Raw genomic sequence first — 21,069 nt, forward strand, 5'->3', positions numbered from 1 at the left:
ATTTGAGAGGTGTGATATTGGCATCTTCAAAAGTTTTTATCTAAAATAACATCTAGAGGAATTTGAGTTTGGTGGGCTAATAAACGATTTAAATTTTCTTCTAAGGTCATTTCATAAAGAAAATACCAAAATATGAGGATAATGAGATATTTCTTTGTGTTTGGTTTTGGCTATATCTAAAAGAAGATTGTAGACAAAAGTTGTTTTACCTAATCCAGTATACCCCCCAATAGTGATTATTTGGCCTTTTTTGAATCCTTTTGTGGATTGATTGAGTCCTTTAAAAGTTTCGGATAAACGGTAATATTCTTCTTGGATTTTTGTTTTGCTTGATTATCTGTGTCAAAAAATTCAGGATGCAAAGAGGCCATTTGGTTTAAAGTAAAGTGTGTTTTATCGTTTTTATGGGGGATTGAAGAGATAAAATTTCTTAATTTATCAAATATTTCTTGGTAATATAAATTTTTGTGGTAGGGGTCTTGGTTTTCATATGTGGGGCTAATGATTTTTATTAATTGTTGAAATAGTTTTTCTTGGGTATAGGTATGTTTTAGATTATCTAAAACATGATTATTATTTTGGTTATTAAAATCATCATTTAAATAATTTAAAGAATCTAAAGTAAAGTTATCTTGAGGGAAATGAGTTTGTAAATATGTTAATAACTCTTTGATAATAATGGGTTTTGTAGTGAGTTTGTCCCATGGATGAGATGTTTGTTTTTCTAAAAATAAATATTTTAAAGCTGTAAATATTTTTGTATTTTTGGGGTTAAGTAGATTTTTGGGGTTGATTATTTGGCAGTAAAGGTTTAACTTTTCCCATTGGCCTTGTTCGATATAATTTATTAATTGTTTTAACGCTTTTTGTTCGTTGGTTAACATTTTAATATTAACTCCTTTTTTTATTTTTTAATTATATTGATATTAGAAAAAGGGATGAATTTGGCGGTAATTAAGTTTTGTAAGAAATTATTGGCTGAATTGGAAAATAAGTTAATTACTTGATTAATGCCTTGTACTTTTCCTTGATTAATTTTATTGTTTAGTCTTTGAGTTTCTGTTTCATTGTTAGTTAATAAATAAAACTCAAAACGTGTGTCTAATTTTTTTAATTGTTGTCCTTCTACCATGGCTTGTTTATAGCGGTCTCGGAGACAGGTTTTGAAATTAAACGCCATTATTCGTTTAGTTTCTGTGAATAAAACTAAATCAAATTTAATGTCTGGGATGAAGAATAAATAAGCCTGTGGGTATAAATTGATGATTCCTTTGTTTTGAAAATATAATAAAATGAGGTATTCATTGATTTTACCACGGATTACTTTTTGGCTTTGAGAGTTATGTTGTTTATTATTAAGATATTCGTTTAGGAGTTTGTGGGTTTTTATCATATATTCGTTAAATGGTTTGTTGAATAAAGATGGTTGGATTATTTGTTTCGTGATGTTAACACACAAAGATTGTTGATTCAAAATATTGATATTTTTAAAATGTAAATTAGTTAATTGGTTCATATAAGCAAATTCCTTTCTAAATAAAAAAAAGACTCTTAATTAGAGTCTTTTTAGGGTTTTAAATTTAATTTTTTTGGTACGCCATTGAATAGTTCCATCTTTTTTAATAGTTTTGATTTTGCCGTTGCTATAATGGATATATAAATTGCCGTTTTGACATTTTTTCTTAATTATTATTGCCATTCTTTATTTCTCCTATTTTTTTGATAATGTATTGTTGATTAAATTTAGCATCTTTATCATTCATATTGTTTAAGATAATTTTAGTTCCTATGTTTTGTTTTTTCAAAAATTCAAAATATCCCTTTTCTACTTGTTGAAAATAAGTTAAGGAACTAGTTTCAATCACATCTAATTGATGATTCTTTTGATTTATTTTGCGTTCCAAACCTAATTGAGGATGAATTTTTAGATAAATAGTGATATCAGGTTTGATGAATTTTTTACTCAAATTGTTAAAAATGTGATAATTTTTGTCAATTTTTGAAGGATATACACGATAGGCAAAATTAGAACCTAACCAACGGTCAACTAAAATGATTTTGTTTGTTTTTAATTGGTGTTTGATACATTCTTCTTGGGTTTGAATCATGTTGGCAAAACTTAAAAAATATCTAGTTAAATTATGTAAATTATTGTGGGTTAAAAACGTTTCACGTATAGAATTCCCGATTGTAGAACTTCCTAATCCGCGAATCACCACCACTTCATTACCTTGTTTTTGTAATTCTTGTTGAACGCTTTTTATTAGACTTGTTTTTCCGCTACCGTCAAGTCCTTCGAAGATAATTAATTTCATTTTATGCTCCTTTTTAAAAATTTGGGTATAAAAAAAGACTCTCGTGATGAGAGCCTTAATTAAAATTTATTTTTTTAATTTTTTTAAATAAGTTGTTTGTGATAATTCTTGTTTTGCTTTGTGTAGCAATTCTAAATATTTTTTACCATCTGCAATCATTTTATTAATGAAGTTATTGTCTTGGTAAATGCGAACTACATGATAATTTGTGTTATTGAAATAAACTAAAAAGTAAGCAAAATTAGCTTGACTACAATAGAGTTGGCATTGGACTTGGGCCCAATAGTTTAAAGGGACTTTTTGGTAGGAAAAGAAACCATTCCAAGTGGGGGGGATGTTGTTGTTTTCATCAACATAAGGGCATTTGATTTCTAACAAAGTGTTGGTTTTAGAATTATATCCATCAAGTGATGCAGAAAACATTTTGACTTCATCATCCGTAAAGATTGTATCAGGGAAGTTTAATTTAGTTGTTTTTTCAAAGAAACTGCGTGCTAGTGGTTCAGTTTTATTGCCATGTTCAGTGTATTTATTGCTTGTGAAAGTTGTGCCGAATATTTTAACATGAACTAATTGTTCTAAGGTTCTGAATTTATCATTTCCAGTGATGCTACCTATTTCTGATGCATTAATGTATTTTTGTCGATGTTGGTACCATTGTGATGTTCTTTGGTTTAGATTAGTTATTTGCATTTTGATGCTCCTTTTTAAAATTGGGTATAAAAAAAGACTCTCGTGATGAGAGTCTTAATTAAGATTTATTTTGCTTAATTTTTTAAATCAAAATATTGGCCTTTAAAACGTTTAAAAAATATAGTTTGAATAATCATTCAAATAATTATTTAAAACGTCATTAAGGGGCAAAATAATGCGTTTAAAGGGTATTAGGATTTTTATTAATTGTGTTTTTAAATACTTCTTGATCTTGATTTAGGGTTTTGTTCTGGTGGTTTAGTGTTAAATTTCTTAGTATAAAGGGTAAGGTATTGTTTTACTGGGTTGAAGTGGAGATAGTAGGTTTTACATATAATATGATTATCTTCATCTTTTTTGTTTGTAGGGCAATTAACTTCATCCATGAAAAAGTCTTTATCTTCTTCTAGCAGGTATTTGGGGCCTTTGTAGTTGATGTATATATAGTGATTTGATGAGTCTTTACGCAATAAGGTTATAAAATGTGAGTCTTTGTCTTTGTTGTTTGTGTGGAAAAAACCGAAATCAGAGCGATGGTGGTCGAAAAGGGGTTTCTTCCATTTGTCGAAAGGATAAAGGTCTTTGATGTAAAAAGGTAGGTCAGTTGGTTCGTATTCTTGGTGGTGTCCGCGTCCTAGGCCAGCGATACCATAGAAGGTGTATTTTCTTTTAATCATCGGTGTTCCTTGGATTTTAACCTTGGAACCATCTTCTTTAACTTCTTCAAGTATTATTTCACTTGCTTTCATAGTTTTTAGTTTTTCTTTATTTTCTTCACTATAATCAATTATGTATGAGGGTATATATTTATACTCTCCCTTTTCATCTCTACCACTTTTACTTTCTGTTTCAAACCATTCATCGTAAGTTTCTGTTTGGGAGGTTTTAATTGTATGTGAATCACTTTGATTGTTTGTTTTGACTTTCATATACCAAATGAAAGAAATTATTCCGATTACCAACGCACCCAAAAATAATTTAATATAATAAAAAAATATTGTTGATTTTAAATTGATTTTTGTAATTCTTTTTTTATTTTGTTGAGTTTGATAAAAATACATACACAAGGGGATTGTAACAACAAAAAGAAAGAGCAAAAATCCTATAATGATTAATTTATGAAATAATTCCATATTAAAAATACTTCCTTTTTTTATTAACTTAGCTTGACTTATAATTATTTTAACATAAACAAAAAACAATAATGCAAAGAAAATTGCATTATTGTTACCACCAACGTTTTAGAGCTTTCCATGCGTCTATTACTTCATTTACAACCACACCAGTAGCAGCACCTACAACCATGCCTACGGGTCCACCTAAGGCGCCTATCGTAGTTGTTGTTTGGGTGATGTCGGATTTAGCTTGCCAATCTTTATTTTGTAATTCTAGTTTTTCTTTGTCGGTGGTTAATTTTAGTTTATCACCTTCTAATTTGGTAATTTCTTCATCTAATTTTTCTTTCATTGTTGTGTGGGCTTTTTTTGCTAATGCTAATTCATTTTTTAATTTATCAATTTCATGTTGTAATTCTTTGTTGGTTTCACCTAATCCACTATTGGCTGCTTCTAACCCTTTAATTGTTCCTTCTAATTGTAAAATCTTTTTACCTTGTTCAGCGAAAAGATTAATTTGTTGTTCTAATTGAATTGTTAATCTTTTGATTTCTTGTGATTGTTGTTGAATATTTTGTTGTAGTTGAGTTATTTCTTCGGCTTTTTGTTTGATGATTGTTTGTAATTGAGTTTCATTGGTTTCTAAGTTTTTAATTTTACCTTTTAACTCTTTTATTTGTGATTGTTTTGTGTTTAATTGTTTAACCAAAACTTCATCAGCATTATTGTTTTTAACTAATTCATCTTGTATTTCTTTCATTTCTTTTTCAAGTTTTTCGTTTTCGATTTTAGATGTGTTTAGTTCTTGTTTGATTTTGTTTAAATTGTTAGTATACTTTTCTTTGAGGTTTTTGTTTTCTAATTTCAAAGTATCAATTTCACTTCTAAAACCTTTTTCTTTTGTTTCTAGTTGTTGCATTTCATTTTTTAATGTTTTGATGTAGGTTTCTTTATTGTTTAGTTCTTGTTTTAGAGTGTCATCAGATTTTTGGTTGGTAATTAAATCAGTACATTCTTGTTGATATTTATTTAATTCTTGTTGTTTTTTGGTTAATTGTTGTTTAATTTCAGATAAATCATTAGTTTTTTGTTCTAATATGGATTTATAATTATTGATTTTTGTTGGTGGTGGAGTTTCGCTTACGTTATGACTAAATTGAAACATCCAATCTGTTGGACTTTTTGTGGTATTGTATATTCGGTGTATTACATTTAGGTCTTTGTCTTTTATGTAGAAAAAATTAGAGTGAAAATCAAATTGAATATAGTAATACTTGACGTTGTTAATTTTTATTTCTAAGCTATTTATTGTTTGTTTATTTTCTTTTTTTGGGGTTGGTTAGGATTGAATGGTTTTAATTCAACTGTAAAAGGCTCGGTAGAATAATATATTGTTTGGTCAATAACTCTTTTGACACTTTTTAAATCTAGGTTTGATGCTATTTCATTAGCTTTAATTTCACAGTTATTTTCCCATTCATCAAAAAGTTGTGTTAAATTATTTAATTCTTGTTGTAAAGAAATTTGTTGATTTGAAAGACTAACTAATTCTTGGTTAATTTTATTGATTTGTGTTTGTTTAGTTAATAATTTTTCTTGTAATTGTTTAGTATTTTCATTGTTTTTTGCAATTTGTTCTTTTAGTTTTTGGGTTTCTTGTTCAAGTTCAGAAACCATGTTTTTGTAATTTGCAATTTGTTTTTGGATTTCTTCCAAAGTTTTTAAATGTTGTTCTCTTAAGTTTGTGGTTTCTTCTTGTTTTTGGGTTAATTGTTGTTTTAGTTTATCTTCATTTTGTTTTAATTGTTTGATTTCTTCTTCTTTAAGTAATAATTGAGCTTGATAATTGATTTGACTTTGTTCAATGTTTTTTCTTAAATTATTAATTTCAACATTTAATTGTTTGATTTCATTTGTTGATAAGTTTTTCTGGTCTATTAATTTTTGTTCTTTGTTTTCTAATTCTATTTGTTTTTGTTCAATTTCAGTTTTTAATTGATTTACATCTTTAATATTTGAAGCTAATTGTTTTTCTAAAGTTGTTATTTTTTCTTTTGATAAAATCAACTCGTTGTCTTTTTTTACTATTAATTCATTCTGGTTTGTAATATTATTTTTTATTACTTCGATTTCTGATTGTAATTTGTTTTTTTCTTCATCGGATAAATCTTTAGTTTGTTGGAGTGTTGTTTCTTTAGTTTTAAGTTGAGATTGTAATTCAATTATTTTTCCTTCAAGGGATAATTTTTCTAGTTGTTGAGCTTGAAGGTTAATGTTTAAATATCCCTTTTCGGTTTCTAAAATCTTTTGTTTTTCTCTTTCTTGTTGAATTATTTTTTCTATTTGTTGTTGAAGTTCAGGATTCAATAAACTTTTTGTATTTTTTTCTTTTGTTTTTGGATTGGTTGTTGAGGGGTTTGTTTAGAATCCCTTAATTCAGTTGTTTTTTTTTAATTCTTTGGTTTTTTCTATTCTTTCATTAATTTTTTGTTCAATTTCTTTTGGGGTTTTTCCTTCTTGAGAAAGTTTTGTTGCATATTCTGTTAAATCTTTTTTTAGTTTTGTTTCTTCTGCTGCTTTGATAGAATCTAAATCATAAACTTCTACTAAATTTGGGGGTGGAGTTTTGGCTTTGGGGGTTGGTTCGTTAAAATACCAAATTATTCCTGTATAAATAGCTGTTGCAATTAATATTGTTACACCTAAAAAAGGTCCTATAACAGGAATTCCAAGACAAGATAACCCCAAAATGAGGCCAAATGCAATAATAATACTATTAAATATGTAAGTAATTAGTTTCAAAGGAAATCCTAACCATTCTAAAAAATTCTTACCGCGTTCATTTATATAATGAGCCAAATCTTTGGTTTTTTCCCAAGCAGCTTTAGCCATTGGTCCAATTTTAGCTGCTGATTCAGGGAAGAATTTAGAAATTATTAACCATATTGCCCCTCCAATTAGTGTGATTAGTAATAAAGTAAGGATTGGTTTTGTGATTTTTTTGATTATTTTTACAAACCAATTATCTTGCTTTTGTTGGGTTTCAACAATTATTTTTGGGGGTTTTGGATTGTTTTTGGTAATTTGTTTTGGAGGTTTTTTGATTATAGGTGATTTTGTAATTGTTTTTATTTGAGGTTGAATTATTTTTGATTTTTTTATAGGTATTTTGGTTAGTTTTTTTGATGGTGGTTGTTTAATAAGGGATTTTGTTTTGGGTTTTTTTACATTGGATTTATTTGGTGGTTTTAGTTGGGATTTTTTTGTGACAATTATTTTTTTAGCCATATGATTTTACTCGCTTTCTTTGTTGATTTCATTTAATTTATTGATTATTTCTTTGTTTTAATTATTTATTTTATTAATTAATTCGGTTTGAGTTTGGTTTAAATTTTTATTTATATCTTTAAAATCTTGTTTCGTTTCTTTTTTAAAATCAGTTAAAATCAACTTTATTTATATTAGAATTAATGTTATAATAACAAATACCTAATGTTATAATGATATAAAATAACATCAGAATAAATGGGAAAAATGCTTTTTGTTTGGTTTGTTGTTTCATTTTTCAAGTTCTCCTTATTTTATTTATTTATATTTTCTTTAGTGTTAAATTTCTTAGTATAAAGGGTGAGGTATTGTTTTACTGGGTTGAAGTGAAGATAGTAGGTTTTACATATAATATGATTATCTTCATCTTTTTTGTTTGTAGGGCAATTAACTTCATCCATGAAAAAGTCTTTATCTTCTTCTAGCAGGTATTTGGGGCCTTTGTAGTTGATGTATATATAGTGATTTGATGAGTCTTTAAGCATAAGGTTATAAAATTGTGATTCTTCGTTTTTGTTGTTTGTGTGGAAAAAACCGAAATCAGAGCGATGGTGGTCGAAAAGGGGTTTCTTCCATTTGTCGAAAGGATAAAGGTCTTTGATGTAAAAAGGTAGGTCAGTTGGTTCGTATTCTGTGTGTTTCCCTTTGCCTAGTCCGTTTACCCGTAGAAGGTGTATTTTCTGTTTACTTGAGTATTATCTTTAGAGGGAGTTAAGTATTTTAATAATCCTTCCTTCCATTCTACATATTGTTCTTCACACTCTTTTCTTCTATTTTCTTTTTCAGTGTCAGAAATTTTAACGTTTTGGAAAGTGTTAATAGCTTCATCTAGGTCTGAAGGCAACATGACTTCGTGGTTGGGGTTTTTACGTTTGTGTTTTTTGGCTTTAATATAAGCGCTATCAATTATTTTTTCTTTTAAATTTCTAGTAGAATAATTTTTGCCTTTACATTTGTTAGCGATTTCTTTAAAATAAAGATAAGTGTGATAACTAATTTGATAATCACCTACCAAAAATTTTAAAAATCCTTCAATTTCATCATCTTTTAATAAATCAATTTTAATTTCTTTGCTAAATCTACTTCTTAAAGCACTATCAATTTTATCTAAATGATTGGTAGCTCCCATTAAGACAATTTTTTTATCACTTCTTTTGAATCCATCTAATTTAGTTAATAAATTATTAACAATGTTGATGTTTGTTTTGTTAGATTGATTATCTTCGCGATTAGCTAGTCCACTAATTTCATCAATAAAGATAATGGTTTTTTCGTGTGATTCCGCTTCTTGCCATATTTTCTCTAATTCTTCATTACCTTCACCAACGTAAGTCTTATCAAATCTTGATGGCTCTAATTCAATATAGTGTATACCTAATTCATTACATAAAGCTTTAATTAAAAAACTTTTTCCTGTTCCTGGGGGTCCATATAGTAAATATCCTCTAGGGATTAATTTATCAAAATTAACCATATCGGAACCATTATCTTGAAAATATTCAATTAAATCTTCTAATTCTTCTTTTTCTTGTTTCATGCCGTATATATCAGAAAACATAACTTTCTGGTTTTTGGGTTGATAAGAATTATTGTTTTGTAAAGATTTGATTTCTTCTTGCAATTGTTTAATTTGTTTATCAAAATGTATTAATTGACCATCTAAGAACAAATCATAACTTTTTAATTTTTGGAATTCTTCAGTATTGTCTTTGTTTTGAATCATTAAGTCTTTAATGATATTCTTATTAGCGTAATTCAAAGACATCACTTCTTGTAAGGTTTGAAGTTCTTTGGTAATAAATAAATTATTGCTAGTTTTGATAATTTGAGAAGTGGTTGTTTTAATTTGTTCTTGAGATTTTGATTTTGTAGTTAATAATTGTTTTTTTGTTCTATTAATTCTAAAGTTTGTTTATGAATTGGTTCTTTTTTTCGTTAATTTCTTGTATTTTTTCGTTTAAAGAAATAATTTCTTCTTGTAATTGGTGCTTTTCTTCTTCTTTTAAGTCTTTATTTTGGAGGTTGTTTTCTTTATCTTCTTTGGTGGTTGTTAATTTTTTAAGTTCAATATTGAAATCACTTATTAACTCTAAATTTAATTTAATTTGTTGAGTTAATTGTTCTATTTGTTGATTTCTTTGGTTATTTTCGTTAATTTGAGCTTCGTTAGTTTTTTTTAACTCTTCGAGATATTTTGATATTTCTTCAAAAGATTTGTTTTGTTCGGTTGAAGGATGATTATTTTGAAATAAATTATTATTGTTATATTTTTTTAGATAAAATCCATAAATCCATAAACCTAAAATGGCAAAACCACATACAACTAACAAATTTAAATAAATTTGTTTTAATTTCATATTAGTTCCTTTCTTTTATTTTTTTTATTCAACATCATAATATAAAGTACGATTTTGTCCAGAACGTTTTTCATATAAATCAATTTTTTTTAAAGATTTAATATGACTATTCGACCACAACATTCCTTCTTGAATATAATTATAAAAAGGAAATTTTAAAACAAAATCATAATTATGAATGTAAAAAGGTTCTTCAATTTTTTGATTAATTGGGTAAACAGCTACAATTTTATCTTTTTGAATATCTTTAATAATGATTTTATCTATTGCTAAATAACTAGGACCACCATAATTAGTTCCTTTATCATATATTATTTCTAAATGATAATTTTCGGGAGTAAAAGAAGTTGATTCTGGTATATAAGGTCTGTTATTACTCCAAAAAAAATACAAATCAGAAGCGCCGTTACCCATTTGAGTTAAAGTATCTAAATTATAAAGATTATTTTTTCCATCTCTGGTTCCTCCATCAAAATAAGCTAATAAAAAATCTTTAGGAGGAGGTTCTTTAATGCGGTATTGAAAATCAATTTCATTATTTAAAGAATTATTATTGTAAAGAGCATAACTAAAATTACTTTTAAAATTTTTATTAGGAAAATGATAATGAAGCCATCCTAAAGCATCTTTGATATTGCTGTTTTCGCCTAAATGAACATTATAACATTTCATATTATCTATTTCTTTTTCTTTTATGGGGATGATTTTATCATAAAAATAATTATCTATTTCTTTAGATGAGAGTTTAAAAGCAGAATTAATTTTTTTTAATTCCGTATTTTTATTTGATGATTGTTCAACAGACAAAAAAACATTGTTTTTGTCTGTTGAATTGACAGGTTGGATAAAGTCATATTTTGGATGTTGATAAATAATATTTGCAAATCCAAATCCGATTAAAACACAAAGAAAACAAATAAAGTTTTTTTCAATAAGTGTTAATTTAATCATTTGTTTTATTGGGTTTCTAAATTAGTTATTTGTTTTTCGGTATTTTCTTTATATTTAATTAAATATTGTTTTAATTCAGAAGAAATTTGAGGGTCTTGTAATTCTTGTTCAATGACATTCTTTTTTGTTTTTAAATTAATGAGATTCACTTTTTTAGTTATTTGTTCATTAATGTTTTTTATGTTGTTTTGATTTTGTGTTTTTTGGTTTTCTAAAGCAGTTTTAGTTGCACTATTTAAATCAGATTGCACTAATTTTTGGTCTAATTGTGTAATATTAACAATATTTAATTCTTTATCTTTTAATAATTTTTGATATTTAATAATTTCTTTTTCTTTAAGTAATTTTGTTTCTGTAAGCGAATGTTTTTCTTCTAATTGATTTGTTGTTTTGATTTTATTATCAATTTCTAAAATTTCTTCTTCAGATTTTTTTAAGAATTTTTTTAAGAATAAATCAATTTGTAATTCTTTTTTTGTTGAGTTTTCAATTTGACAATTTCTTCTATTACTTTTTTTTCTTGTGGAGACAAACTAGGCTCTTTCAATTCTTCATTTTTAATAGTTATTTCTTCATTTAATTGTTTAATTTTGTTATTATAATCATCAAAACAATCATCATTATTGGTTTGAAATATAGTGTTTTTGTTGACAATAATTTCATAAACAGGGTGTGTGAAATAATTAAAAAAATAATAACCAATTCCTCCTGTAGTTGCAATTATCATTGTTAAAAGTAAAAAGAGATTGAAAAAATATCTTTTATTAATAATATTTTTTGGGTTTTTTTAATTTTCATTTGAATTAATTTTCCTTTCTTTTTTAATTATTTTCTTGATTTATTAAGGTTTCTAATGGGGTATTTTCCTTATATTCTTGTTGGTTTGAAAATTTTTCATCGATATCCTTTTTTAAATCTTTTATATTTTTTTGATTGTTTGAATTTGGGGTTTCATTTTCTTTTGTTTTTCTTTTAATTGGGTAAATATCGTTGGGATTGAATAGTTGAAGAAAACTGAAAAAGAGATATTTAAATACAAAACATAAACCAGTAACAAATAATGCCCCCGATACAAAACCAATAGTAAAATTTGAATCAGTCATTTTGATTTTCCTTTCCGATTGGTGTGTTGTTTTTTTGAGATTTTAACAATCTTTTTCTTTCTTTTTTAGATTGCCAAATGGCTACTTTATGTTTTTGTTGTTCTATTTGAGATAATATTTCTTCTTGCGAAGTCTTTATTTGTTCTAGTTTTTGGAGTAATAATTGTTCTTGATGTTCTTGTTTGGATGATTTATTTTCTAAATTTCTTAGTTTTCTTTTAGGGAAAAATAGACCAAGGAACATATTTTTGATAAAGATAATGCTGTTTGATAAAAATTCAAAGATTGGTTTGAATCCTGTCATGATTAATATTGTAAATAGAGTTGTTTGGATTCCATCCAATCTTCTTTCCATGATTTCAGCAGTGGTAAATCCTTTAGTGTAATTTAATAAAAAATTGCTAATTATTGCAAATATTGAAAAAAATCCACATTATTTCCTACTTTCTTAATAATTTTTTATAAATTTTATTCATTTGTTTTTAGATAATTTCTTTTTATTTTTAAAGGTTTTATGTAAATGATGTAAATTTATCCATTTACCTTTGGGAGTTTTGGCAGTTGAACGGTCTTTAAAGTAAGTTCCTCGGTATGCTTCAGTCATTGCGTCGCTCATGTTAAGTCTCCTTTTTTTATTTTAATTGAAGTTTTTTGACTTCGTCTTTGATTGGTTTTGACATTTTAAAACTAACAACCGTTTTTGCAGGTATTTTTAAGTTTTTACCAGTTCTTTTGCCTGTTCTTTTGCCTGTTTGTTTATTGATGATGAATTTAGTTTCTGGTGTTGTGTGGGCTTTTCTAGTTTTTAAGATGAATTTGCCAATTTTAGAGGATAAAACCACTTCTTCGTTTGATGTAATTGCTTTAATTAGAGCATTCTCAAAAGAGTTGTAAAACTCTTCGGTTTGGGTTATTGAGGTTTTATTTACCTCAGCTATTGATTTAATTAATTCTTTTTTATTCATATTTTTTTCTCCTTTTTGTTTATAAAAAAAAGTCCCTTTAGGGACTTAATGTTGTGAATATTATTTGGATTTGTTATCTAAAAAGATGACGTTTTGGATAATTACTTTAGTGGTGATTCGTGTTTGGCCTTCATTGGTGGTATATTTTTGGATTGATAATGCGCCTTCTGCATATATTTTTGAACCTTTATTTAAATATGTACTCATGTTTTCAGCTTGATTACGAAACACTACACAAGGGATGTATTGCACTTTATCCTTGTTGTTAATTGCTAAATTGAAATCTATTTTTGGGATTTGTTCGTTGTTGCTATTGATAAATTGTTTTTCTAGGTTATGGGAGATATTACCGATTAATTGGACTTTATTTAACATTTTATTTCTCCTTATTTTTATAATTTGGGTTTAGTTTTTTGATGGCGTCTTTTTTAAGTTTTCTATTTGTTTTAAAGTTAAATTTAGTTTTTGGGCGATTGCATGATTGGATAGGGGTTGTTGATTAGGTTTGTTGTTGTTTTCTAATGAGATACCAAAATTTAAACAAATAACATTGAATTCATTTTTACTTAGTTTAGTTTTTAGTTTTTTATTAATAATTCATGTTTTACTTGTTTTAGCCATAATTGATGCGGATTAAGGATTTTATCCCAATTAGGTTGTTTGTATTGTTCTTCTTTAAAACTGATATTGTTTGGTTTGGTTGTTTTTTGGGGAATTGAAGGTGAATGGCTTTTTCTTATTAGTTCATTGATTGCAAATTTTATTTTTGGAGTTGCATAAGTAACAAAGTCATAACCTAAATCTTGGTAATTATTTAGAGCTTTGATTAATCCTAAAATCCCTTCTTGATATAAATCCTCCTTAGTTAAAACTTTAGGGTAATATTTAAAATGATAAGCTAGTTTTTTTACTAAGGGCAAATGTAAATCGATTAATTGATTACGAATTTCTAAATTCTTTTTATTTTTTAAAAAATCTTTAAATAATTTTTGTCTTAACATTCAATTCCTTTCTAAAAACATTTTTTTAGAAAAGATATGAAATTATTTTTCAGTCTTGAAACAAAAAAAGACTAACTTAATAGTTAGCCTTAAAGAATTTTTAAAAAGTAAAAAGTGTCTAAACTTTTGGAACACCTCACTGTAATTGAAAACTTTTTCGGCCAAATGAAAACTATCTTACAACATCAACATCCTTTTTTATTTCAAAAATCACCTGAAAAAGTTAAAAAAATAATCAATTATTTCGCCAAATTTTGGAACAATCAATGGATTTTAGCTAAATTAAATTATTCATCACCTTCTCAATATTGTCAAAATTTTAGATAATAATTTTTTATTTCAAATTTTCAACCTTGAAAAAGGTTACTTTTTGCGTATTTTTTAATCAAAATAACATAATTACGTAAAAAAATAATTATAATTTCATTTTCTTACCACTTTTTTAACTTTTTTACCTAACTATATAGTGTAAATATAAAATATGACAAAAAAATATCTTTTCAAACTAATGAATTATTAAAAGTTTTAGAAACTTTTTGAAATTTTAAAAAAATAATTCCTTAGTTTGAAAAGATATGAAATTATCTACTTAATTTTAAGTCTTAAAGAACAATTTTAAAGACAAAATTTGTCTAAAAAAACGTAACAGTGCAGGCTTAATAAATTGTTTATTAAGTAAATTAAAGAACTGATAATTTTTATCAATATTGTGGGGATAAGTTTGATAAGCAAAATTATAACCTAACCAACGATCGATTAAAATAATCTTGTTAGTGTTTAAATATATTTTAATTATTTCTTCTTGAATTTGAACCAAATTGGCGAAACTAAGAATATATCTAGTTAATGGTTTTAATTGGGAATTAGTTAAAAAGATATCACGAAGAGGTTGGTCGATGGAGGAACTACCTAAACCTTGTAGAGTAATTAACTCGTGGCCTTTTTTTCTAACTTTTTGAATTAAAGTCGTTTTGCCGCTGCCATCTAGACCTTCAAAGATAATTAATTACATTTTTTTCTTTGAATTGAAACTTGGGCATAAAAAAAGACCTTCAATTTTGAAGGCCTTAGGGTTTTAATTATTATTTAAATTTACTTAATCGTTTTAAATAAGTTGTTTAAAATAATTTTTGTTTGGCATTATGTAGCAATTCTAAATATTTTTTACTATCTGTAATCATTTGATTAATGAAGTTATTGTCTTGATAAATACGAACCAAATGATAATTAGTATCGCGGAAATAAACTAAGAAATAAGCGAATTGAGCTTGACTACAATAGAGTTGACATTGGACTTGGGCCCCATAGTTTAAAGGGACTTCTTGGTGGGAAAAGAAGCCATTCCAAGTGGAGGAGATGTTATTGTTTTCATCCACATAAGGACATTTAATTTCTAAGAGAGTGTTGGTTTTTTCATTATAACCATCTAAGGAAGCGGAAAACATTTTTTATTTGTCATCTGTAAAGATGGTATCAGGATAAATTAATTGGGTGGTTTTTTCAAAGAAAGTTCTAGCCAAAGGTTCGGTTTTGTTTCTGTGTTCGGTTATTTTTTGCTTGTGAAAGTAGTAACAAAGATTTTGTCATAGACTAGTTGATTTAAGATTCTAAATTTATCATTACCTGTGATACTACCGATTTCGGAAGTGTTAATATATTTTTTTCGATGTTGGTACCATTCTTTGGTACGTTGGGATAATGTAATTTGCATGGTTATTTTTCTTTCTTAAATAATGAGATGATATATTGGCCTAAATAATAAATAAATTTAATTAATATAATGTAAAAATTTAAAAAGAAAATCAATTAAACATAAGAGATGAGGTAGGAATAATAAATAATGGTTAATAAAGCTAAATTAAGCCATTGGTTTTGATTATTAAAAAACAATTACTTATAGCAGCAAACCAATTATTTAATTTTGTTAACCAAGTATTAATTAGGTTCCACATGATTATTAGTTTTAATAGTGGTTAGATATTGATAAAATCTAACTACGATACCTTTCCTTTAACCTTTGGATGCTTAATTGATAAGTAAAAAGATAGAATTTGATTAAATAATTAATAAAAATTAAAGGGATTAAAAAAATAAAGATAATTATGTTGATGGATAAAGATGATAAGATATTTTTAATAAACATATTTTAATATTTCCTTTCTTTTTTAAGTATTGGGTAATAAAAAAGACCCTTGTGAAGGGTCTTTGGATGATATTTTAATTAAGAATCGAGGATATCTGGTTTTTTAGGTGGTCGGGTTGTTTCTAAAAATTGATAATAAGTTCTTGTTTGCCAACGATCACCACCAGAACAACAATCTTTGCCATCGATATACCAATTATCAGAAAACAAACCTTCTTCATATTTATAATAATGTGTATTACCGTTTTCATCATAAAGTGTTTTAGATGAACAACTTAATTTGTTTCTAATTGTTTCTCCTTGGTAGGTACATCCATATTTGATATAACATTGGTTTAACCATGCAATATAATCTTTTTGATATTCCATTAAAATATCTCTTTTTGGTTTTGTATCTTGACAAGTAATCCGATATATTTTATCTTCATTTTCAAAAGTATTTTCTAATAAATTAATAGCATATGAAATATTAATTTCTTTATAAGTGGGTTCGATAATAGTTATAGGATTATTGCCACTTTTAGATTCTCTGTTATATTCTCCTTCATAAGCATATAAATTGTTGGCTCTTTTCCAATCTCGGATGTCTTTGTAGGGGTTAAGAGAGTCTGGGAGATTAATGTGGATTACTTGTCAAGATACAAAAACAAAAAGATAGATTTTTTTAGCGCCATTGGAAAGTTTTAAGAGGTCTTCGATATTTTCTTGTTGAGGTTTAATGATACGAATCCCATCATCAAAATAAATGGCGTCAATATCAATTTCATGGAAAGTTCTTGATGGTAAAGGTGCCACTAAACCAGTATTAGGTGTGATGTTGCAACATCCTAATTTGATGAGTTTGGGTTTTTTGATAATGTTGTTGTTGATTAATTATTTCTTCTTTATTTTGACCGACGAAGATATTGATACTATTAATTTTTATATTAGGTTTATCTTTGTTAGGTTTTTGTTTGGCATCCCAAAAGATAAAAGCTTCTTCACAATGGCGATTTTGTATTTTATGAGATCTTCTAAGGTGTAATTATAATCACCATAAGGATATTCTATTTTAAAAGGGTTCGTACGTGGCTTAAAATAAATTCCTAAAAGGTCTTTTGATGGATTTTTGAGGTACCAATGTATCTTTGGGTCGTTATACAAATTATATGAAGGTGGTATATAGTTATAAACGGATGCTGAAATATCGTAATATTTTAAGATATTAGGGATATCTTCTTTATCAAGAACGTTGATGTCGTATCTTTTCATTTTTGGTTCGACGTTTAACCATTCTTGTTGAAGGGTTTGGTAGTCAGCGAGTTTGATTTTAGATTTTGTTTGTTTGTGAAAATAGTTATGGGCGAAAATAGGATTAATGAATAAAATAGTGATTAATAAAGAAAGGGTTATAAAAACTTTTTTAAGGATTTGATTTTAATCATGATTTGTTTGCCTCCTTTTGGGGTTTAGTTTAATGGCTTATCCGTGTTATTTTTGTTGTTTGGGTAAAAGAAAAGACCCCGAAAGGGTCTTTGATTTGTTATTAAAAAATTTAATTTTTTAATCATTTAAAGATTTTAAAAGTGTTTTATATGTTTTCAGTTGTTCTTTTTGATTATTTATTATAAATAAAAATCCTACAAAGATTATTAAACAAAGATAAATTATTCTAAATTGGTTTTTTAATTTAATCATTAATTAAATCTCCTTTAAATTATTATTTAATGTTTTATTATAATTATTCGATTGGCCTTGGAATGTTTTGGGTTTCTTGTGTTTGGGGGGTTTATTGTATGATGTCTCGCATTTGAATCTGTTGCATTATCATATATATTTCCATATTTATCTTAACTATTTCCGTTCTAACATGACATAATCTTTCAATATTTACATTATTTCTTGGTTCTTGAGATAGTACTATTTCTTGTGACTTTAATTCATTTTTTCTTTCTTCTAATCGGATCTTTTGTGTTTCTAAAGTTATTCCAGGTAAAGCATACAAATATTTAATATTAATAATAAATAATAAACTTATAAATAAAAATAAATAAATACTAATTAGTTTTAAATTGGGTTTTTTGATTTAAACATTAATTATTAAATCTCCTTTTAGTTTTTTTATCACTCTTCTGAGGTTATTTCGTAGAGGAAGGATTGTTGTTTTGCGACTAAAATATATCTAATTTTTTTATTAATTAATTTTATATTATATTTTATTTTTTTTGAATTTATTTTATAAAATATTACAATTACAACCAGATGTTTTGACATTATATTGTGATTCATCAAATTCATCAATTGTTTCATTTTGTATTGTTGTTTGAGAAATTCTTTCTTTATTGATTAATTTATTTAGTGTTTTTATAAATTCTTTTTTTGTCATTATTTTTTTTCTAATAATTCATCAGCTAATGGTGATAAAAATCTTTCATATTTGTCAATAATTTGTTCAGTTTTTTCTTGAGCAAAGTTTCGAATATTTTGTTTTGTTTCTTCAATATTATTTGTTTTGGAATAATATTCTGAAAACCAATCTCTTTGTATAATATACTCAATTATATCTTGAATATCTTTTTCGTCATCATGACCTTTATATTTCAATTCTTCTATAGGCATTTTAATTCTTTTTTCTGCTTCAGGACCTCCTAAAGACACATTTAGTGAAAATAAATAACCAAATTGTGATCTATCAAAAGAAAAGTCTACGCCACCTTCTATCAATTCTTTCAAGATTACACCATCTTTTTGAATTTCTTTATTATTTACTTTTAATTCTATTGTTTTAAGATTTATAAGATCGTTGCCAGAATCTATTTGACTTAAATCATAAGCTACTAACGCATGTCCCATTTCGTGTAAGCTGCAAAATTTTTGAATACTTATAATATCTTCTTCATTTTCTTGAATTATTTCATTTTCTTCAGTTATTTCATTAACTAAATCATCCATCGCCATTACTTTATTATTAAAAATAAATAATAAACTTATAAAAGTTATTGAAAAAAGATAAATTATTTTAAATTGGTTTTTTAATTTGAACATAAATTAAATCTAAACTCCTTTTTTATTTATTCCTCATCCGAGGTGATTCCGTAGAGAGAGTTGAGGTCGGATAGGACGAATTGTTTGTCTTGTGTAAACAATCTATTTAATCCTTCAATTAAATCTTTTTTTAATCTTTCAGTACCTTGTAGTTGCTCGGTTAAAGATTTGATTTTTATTTTATCAAATTCATTTTGGGGGTTAAGTTTGCTTATTTTTGTATTATAATCATCGCATTCTTTTTGATATTTGTCTATTTGAGACTTTAAGCCATTTTCGCTATCTTTCATATTATTAATTAAATCTTGTTTTATTTTTCAATTTCAGTTTTTTCTTGTTCAGAAAGAGTTAATATTAAAAATACATCTTTGTTTTCAGAGAAAACATAAGTTTTATTTTTCAAAATCTTTTTTAGTTATTTGTTTTTTGTTTAGGAGTATCTATTTTGCGTTTGGTTCTTGGTGGATGATTTGGTTTTTGCTCGTTATTTAATTCTTCATGATAATTTGATATTTGTTTTTTTCTTGTTTGGTTTTGTAAAGACCTTCAAAAAATCCAATAATAAAAAGAAATAATTAAAACGGTAATAATTAAAATAAGTGATCCAATATTTTTTAAAAAAGTTCATTATTTCATAGCCTTTCCGATAATAGTGATAATTGATATTATCTTTTAAAGAAATTAATTAATAATATTATACAACTTTATTTGATTAATATTAAAGAAAAAGTTGTTTTTTATGCTGGGATAGGTATTTTTTCTGGGATTTTGTTTTATTTGTCTGTTTGATTTTTTTTTGGGCTCTTGTATAGTTAGGATTTATTTGTTTTAGTTCTTCTTTGATTGTTTTTATTTCTTCGTCAATATCGGTTCTAGTTTTATTTCTAGTTGTTCTTGTTGTAATATTTTTTGGTTGTTCATTTTTGATTTCGTCGGTTATTTGTTGTCTTTTGAGTTCTAATTCTTCGGTGATTTTAGTGTATTCGTCAATAACAGTTTGTATTTCTTGTTTCATAGATTGTTCTTCTATTTCTATATTTTTAGATTATCTTTTCAATTCTTGTGTTATATTTTCTTTATTATTACGTGTATTGTATTCTTCTAATTTCTTTTTTTAGTCTTTTTGATCGGCATCGATTTTGGCTAGTTCGCGGTCGATGTGAACTGTTCCAAAACTTTAGACACTTTTTGCTTTTTTAAAAATTCTTTAAGGCTAACTATTAAGTTAGTCTTTTTTTCTTTTTAAAGACTAAAAAATAATTTCCTATCTTTTCTAAGAATATTTTTAGAAAGGAATCAAATGTTAAGAGAAAAATTATTTAAAGATTTTTTAAAAAGTAAAAAGAATTTAGAAATGCGTAATCAATTAATCGATTTACATTTGCCCTTAGTAAAAAAACTAGTTTCTAAATTTAAATATTATCCATGCGTACTTCAAAAACAAGATTTATACCAAGAAGGGTTTTTAGGATTAATCAAAGCTCTCAATAATTACCAAGATTTAGGTTATTACTTTATCGCTTATGCGGAACCAACTATAAAATCAGAAATCAGAGAATTAATAAGAAAAAGTCATTCACCTTCCGTTCCTCAAAAAACTCATAAAACCAATAACCCTTCTTTTCAAGAAGAAAACACACACATGGCATTATCAAATCCTTAACCCTCATCAATTATGGTTAAAACAAGTAAATCATGAACTATTTTTAAAAAAACTAAAAACTAAACTAAATAAAAAGGAGTTTAACGTCATTAGATTAAATTTTGGAGTTCCTTTAGAAAATATTAATGAAACTTATCAACCGAGTTATTCCAATCAAGAAATCACCCAAATACTAAATTTAACCTTAAGACAAGTAGAAAATATTAAAAACATCGCCATCAATAAATTAAAAAAATAAAAAGACCCGAATAAGGTCTTTTTTTATTAAGAAAGGAAATATAAATGAAGTTGAATCCTAAAATTATTTTAACTATCTTAACTTTAACCTATATTGGTTTTATTATCACTAATATTATGACTTTATCTTTTAATTTTCAATTAGGCGTTAAAGCTAATACATTTATTAGTCTTA

General features: G+C 26.0%; 26 protein-coding genes and 6 pseudogenes. 2 read left to right on the forward strand and 30 right to left on the reverse strand.

Annotated elements, in window-relative coordinates:
* From BBA70_RS00935 to BBA70_RS01025, 20 genes and pseudogenes are all read right to left on the reverse strand, one after another.
* A pseudogene (locus BBA70_RS00935) lies at positions 1-884 on the reverse strand (DnaB-like helicase C-terminal domain-containing protein); the annotation flags it as partial.
* A 20-nt stretch (positions 885-904) separates the two neighbouring features.
* Positions 905-1,516, reverse strand: a complete 612-nt coding sequence (locus BBA70_RS00940; RefSeq protein WP_252861477.1) for a hypothetical protein — start codon at positions 1,514-1,516, stop codon at positions 905-907.
* Between the two features lie 39 nt (positions 1,517-1,555).
* Entirely contained in the window at positions 1,556-1,699 is a 144-nt protein-coding gene (locus tag BBA70_RS00945) for a hypothetical protein (RefSeq protein WP_187321648.1), read from the reverse strand.
* Entirely contained in the window at positions 1,683-2,315 is a 633-nt protein-coding gene (gene tmk / locus BBA70_RS00950; protein WP_011412463.1) for a dTMP kinase, read from the reverse strand. Before tmk ends, BBA70_RS00945 begins: the two co-directional genes overlap by 17 nt.
* A 66-nt stretch (positions 2,316-2,381) precedes the next feature.
* Positions 2,382-3,008, reverse strand: a complete 627-nt coding sequence (locus tag BBA70_RS00955) for a YqaJ viral recombinase family protein (protein WP_252861478.1) — start codon at positions 3,006-3,008, stop codon at positions 2,382-2,384.
* A 215-nt stretch (positions 3,009-3,223) separates the two neighbouring features.
* Complete coding sequence (locus tag BBA70_RS00960) at positions 3,224-4,141, reverse strand: hypothetical protein (RefSeq protein WP_252861479.1); 918 nt, start codon at positions 4,139-4,141, stop codon at positions 3,224-3,226.
* Positions 4,142-4,235: 94 nt separating this feature from the next.
* Positions 4,236-6,490: pseudogene (locus tag BBA70_RS03910) on the reverse strand (hypothetical protein).
* A 69-nt stretch (positions 6,491-6,559) separates the two neighbouring features.
* Positions 6,560-7,411, reverse strand: a complete 852-nt coding sequence (locus tag BBA70_RS00975) for a hypothetical protein (protein ID WP_252861482.1) — start codon at positions 7,409-7,411, stop codon at positions 6,560-6,562.
* A 293-nt stretch (positions 7,412-7,704) separates the two neighbouring features.
* The gene (locus tag BBA70_RS03745; protein ID WP_308495555.1) at positions 7,705-7,935 is read right to left on the reverse strand and encodes a hypothetical protein; all 231 of its coding nucleotides are present in this window, start codon (positions 7,933-7,935) and stop codon (positions 7,705-7,707) included.
* Between the two features lie 173 nt (positions 7,936-8,108).
* The gene (locus tag BBA70_RS03750; protein ID WP_308495556.1) at positions 8,109-9,215 is read right to left on the reverse strand and encodes an ATP-binding protein; all 1,107 of its coding nucleotides are present in this window, start codon (positions 9,213-9,215) and stop codon (positions 8,109-8,111) included.
* Between the two features lie 136 nt (positions 9,216-9,351).
* Positions 9,352-9,807: a hypothetical protein gene (locus tag BBA70_RS03755; protein ID WP_308495557.1), complete on the reverse strand. Its 456-nt coding sequence runs from the start codon at positions 9,805-9,807 to the stop codon at positions 9,352-9,354.
* A gap of 24 nt (positions 9,808-9,831) precedes the next feature.
* Complete coding sequence (locus tag BBA70_RS00985) at positions 9,832-10,758, reverse strand: hypothetical protein (protein ID WP_252861483.1); 927 nt, start codon at positions 10,756-10,758, stop codon at positions 9,832-9,834.
* Between the two features lie 5 nt (positions 10,759-10,763).
* The gene (locus tag BBA70_RS00990) at positions 10,764-11,009 is read right to left on the reverse strand and encodes a hypothetical protein (protein WP_252861484.1); all 246 of its coding nucleotides are present in this window, start codon (positions 11,007-11,009) and stop codon (positions 10,764-10,766) included.
* Between the two features lie 194 nt (positions 11,010-11,203).
* Complete coding sequence (locus tag BBA70_RS00995) at positions 11,204-11,485, reverse strand: hypothetical protein (protein ID WP_252861485.1); 282 nt, start codon at positions 11,483-11,485, stop codon at positions 11,204-11,206.
* A 94-nt stretch (positions 11,486-11,579) separates the two neighbouring features.
* Positions 11,580-11,861 carry a hypothetical protein gene (locus BBA70_RS01000; RefSeq protein WP_252861486.1) on the reverse strand — a complete coding sequence of 94 codons (282 nt, stop codon included), beginning with the start codon at positions 11,859-11,861 and terminating at the stop codon, positions 11,580-11,582.
* The gene (locus BBA70_RS01005; protein WP_252861487.1) at positions 11,854-12,216 is read right to left on the reverse strand and encodes a hypothetical protein; all 363 of its coding nucleotides are present in this window, start codon (positions 12,214-12,216) and stop codon (positions 11,854-11,856) included. The genes BBA70_RS01000 and BBA70_RS01005 overlap by 8 nt, the downstream gene beginning before the upstream one ends.
* A gap of 117 nt (positions 12,217-12,333) precedes the next feature.
* A complete protein-coding gene (locus BBA70_RS01010) occupies positions 12,334-12,477 on the reverse strand; it encodes a hypothetical protein (RefSeq protein WP_187321645.1) in 144 nt (47 codons plus the stop codon).
* A gap of 16 nt (positions 12,478-12,493) precedes the next feature.
* Positions 12,494-12,826 carry an HU family DNA-binding protein gene (locus tag BBA70_RS01015; RefSeq protein WP_252861488.1) on the reverse strand — a complete coding sequence of 111 codons (333 nt, stop codon included), beginning with the start codon at positions 12,824-12,826 and terminating at the stop codon, positions 12,494-12,496.
* A gap of 60 nt (positions 12,827-12,886) precedes the next feature.
* Entirely contained in the window at positions 12,887-13,201 is a 315-nt protein-coding gene (locus BBA70_RS01020) for a single-stranded DNA-binding protein (RefSeq protein ID WP_252861489.1), read from the reverse strand.
* A 1-nt stretch (position 13,202) separates the two neighbouring features.
* A pseudogene (locus BBA70_RS01025) lies at positions 13,203-13,827 on the reverse strand (sigma-70 family RNA polymerase sigma factor).
* Positions 13,828-13,968: 141 nt separating this feature from the next.
* Here BBA70_RS01025 and BBA70_RS01030 point away from each other — a divergent pair.
* Positions 13,969-14,154 (forward strand): annotated as a pseudogene (locus tag BBA70_RS01030) (IS3 family transposase); the annotation flags it as partial.
* A gap of 268 nt (positions 14,155-14,422) precedes the next feature.
* On the opposite strand, the gene BBA70_RS01035 reads toward BBA70_RS01030, so the two are convergent.
* The 10 genes and pseudogenes from BBA70_RS01035 to BBA70_RS01070 form a co-directional block, all read right to left on the reverse strand.
* Complete coding sequence (locus BBA70_RS01035; RefSeq protein ID WP_308495558.1) at positions 14,423-14,830, reverse strand: dTMP kinase; 408 nt, start codon at positions 14,828-14,830, stop codon at positions 14,423-14,425.
* Positions 14,831-14,945: 115 nt separating this feature from the next.
* Positions 14,946-15,538, reverse strand: a pseudogene (locus BBA70_RS01040) (lambda-exonuclease family protein).
* 510 nt (positions 15,539-16,048) lie between these two features.
* On the reverse strand, positions 16,049-16,339 hold the full coding sequence (locus BBA70_RS03760; RefSeq protein WP_011412481.1) for a hypothetical protein: 291 nt from the start codon (positions 16,337-16,339) through the stop codon (positions 16,049-16,051).
* Positions 16,340-16,603: 264 nt separating this feature from the next.
* Positions 16,604-16,765 carry a hypothetical protein gene (locus tag BBA70_RS03765; RefSeq protein ID WP_011412482.1) on the reverse strand — a complete coding sequence of 54 codons (162 nt, stop codon included), beginning with the start codon at positions 16,763-16,765 and terminating at the stop codon, positions 16,604-16,606.
* Positions 16,766-16,891: 126 nt separating this feature from the next.
* Complete coding sequence (locus BBA70_RS03770; protein WP_011412483.1) at positions 16,892-17,221, reverse strand: hypothetical protein; 330 nt, start codon at positions 17,219-17,221, stop codon at positions 16,892-16,894.
* Positions 17,222-17,512: 291 nt separating this feature from the next.
* Positions 17,513-17,647: an SVM family protein gene (locus BBA70_RS01050; RefSeq protein WP_083755007.1), complete on the reverse strand. Its 135-nt coding sequence runs from the start codon at positions 17,645-17,647 to the stop codon at positions 17,513-17,515.
* 538 nt (positions 17,648-18,185) lie between these two features.
* Positions 18,186-18,335 carry a hypothetical protein gene (locus BBA70_RS01055; RefSeq protein ID WP_252861490.1) on the reverse strand — a complete coding sequence of 50 codons (150 nt, stop codon included), beginning with the start codon at positions 18,333-18,335 and terminating at the stop codon, positions 18,186-18,188.
* Positions 18,335-18,994: an SVM family protein gene (locus BBA70_RS01060; RefSeq protein WP_252861491.1), complete on the reverse strand. Its 660-nt coding sequence runs from the start codon at positions 18,992-18,994 to the stop codon at positions 18,335-18,337. The genes BBA70_RS01055 and BBA70_RS01060 overlap by 1 nt, the downstream gene beginning before the upstream one ends.
* Positions 18,995-19,020: 26 nt before the next feature.
* Positions 19,021-19,284 carry a hypothetical protein gene (locus tag BBA70_RS01065; protein ID WP_011412486.1) on the reverse strand — a complete coding sequence of 88 codons (264 nt, stop codon included), beginning with the start codon at positions 19,282-19,284 and terminating at the stop codon, positions 19,021-19,023.
* A gap of 428 nt (positions 19,285-19,712) precedes the next feature.
* Positions 19,713-20,009 carry a hypothetical protein gene (locus tag BBA70_RS01070; protein WP_252861492.1) on the reverse strand — a complete coding sequence of 99 codons (297 nt, stop codon included), beginning with the start codon at positions 20,007-20,009 and terminating at the stop codon, positions 19,713-19,715.
* 285 nt (positions 20,010-20,294) lie between these two features.
* Here BBA70_RS01070 and BBA70_RS01075 point away from each other — a divergent pair.
* Positions 20,295-20,895, forward strand: a pseudogene (locus BBA70_RS01075) (sigma-70 family RNA polymerase sigma factor).
* Positions 20,896-21,069 lie beyond the last annotated feature (174 nt).

It is taken from the genome of New Jersey aster yellows phytoplasma (genome assembly GCF_002554195.1).
GTDB lineage: Bacteria > Bacillota_I > Bacilli_A > Acholeplasmatales > Acholeplasmataceae > Phytoplasma.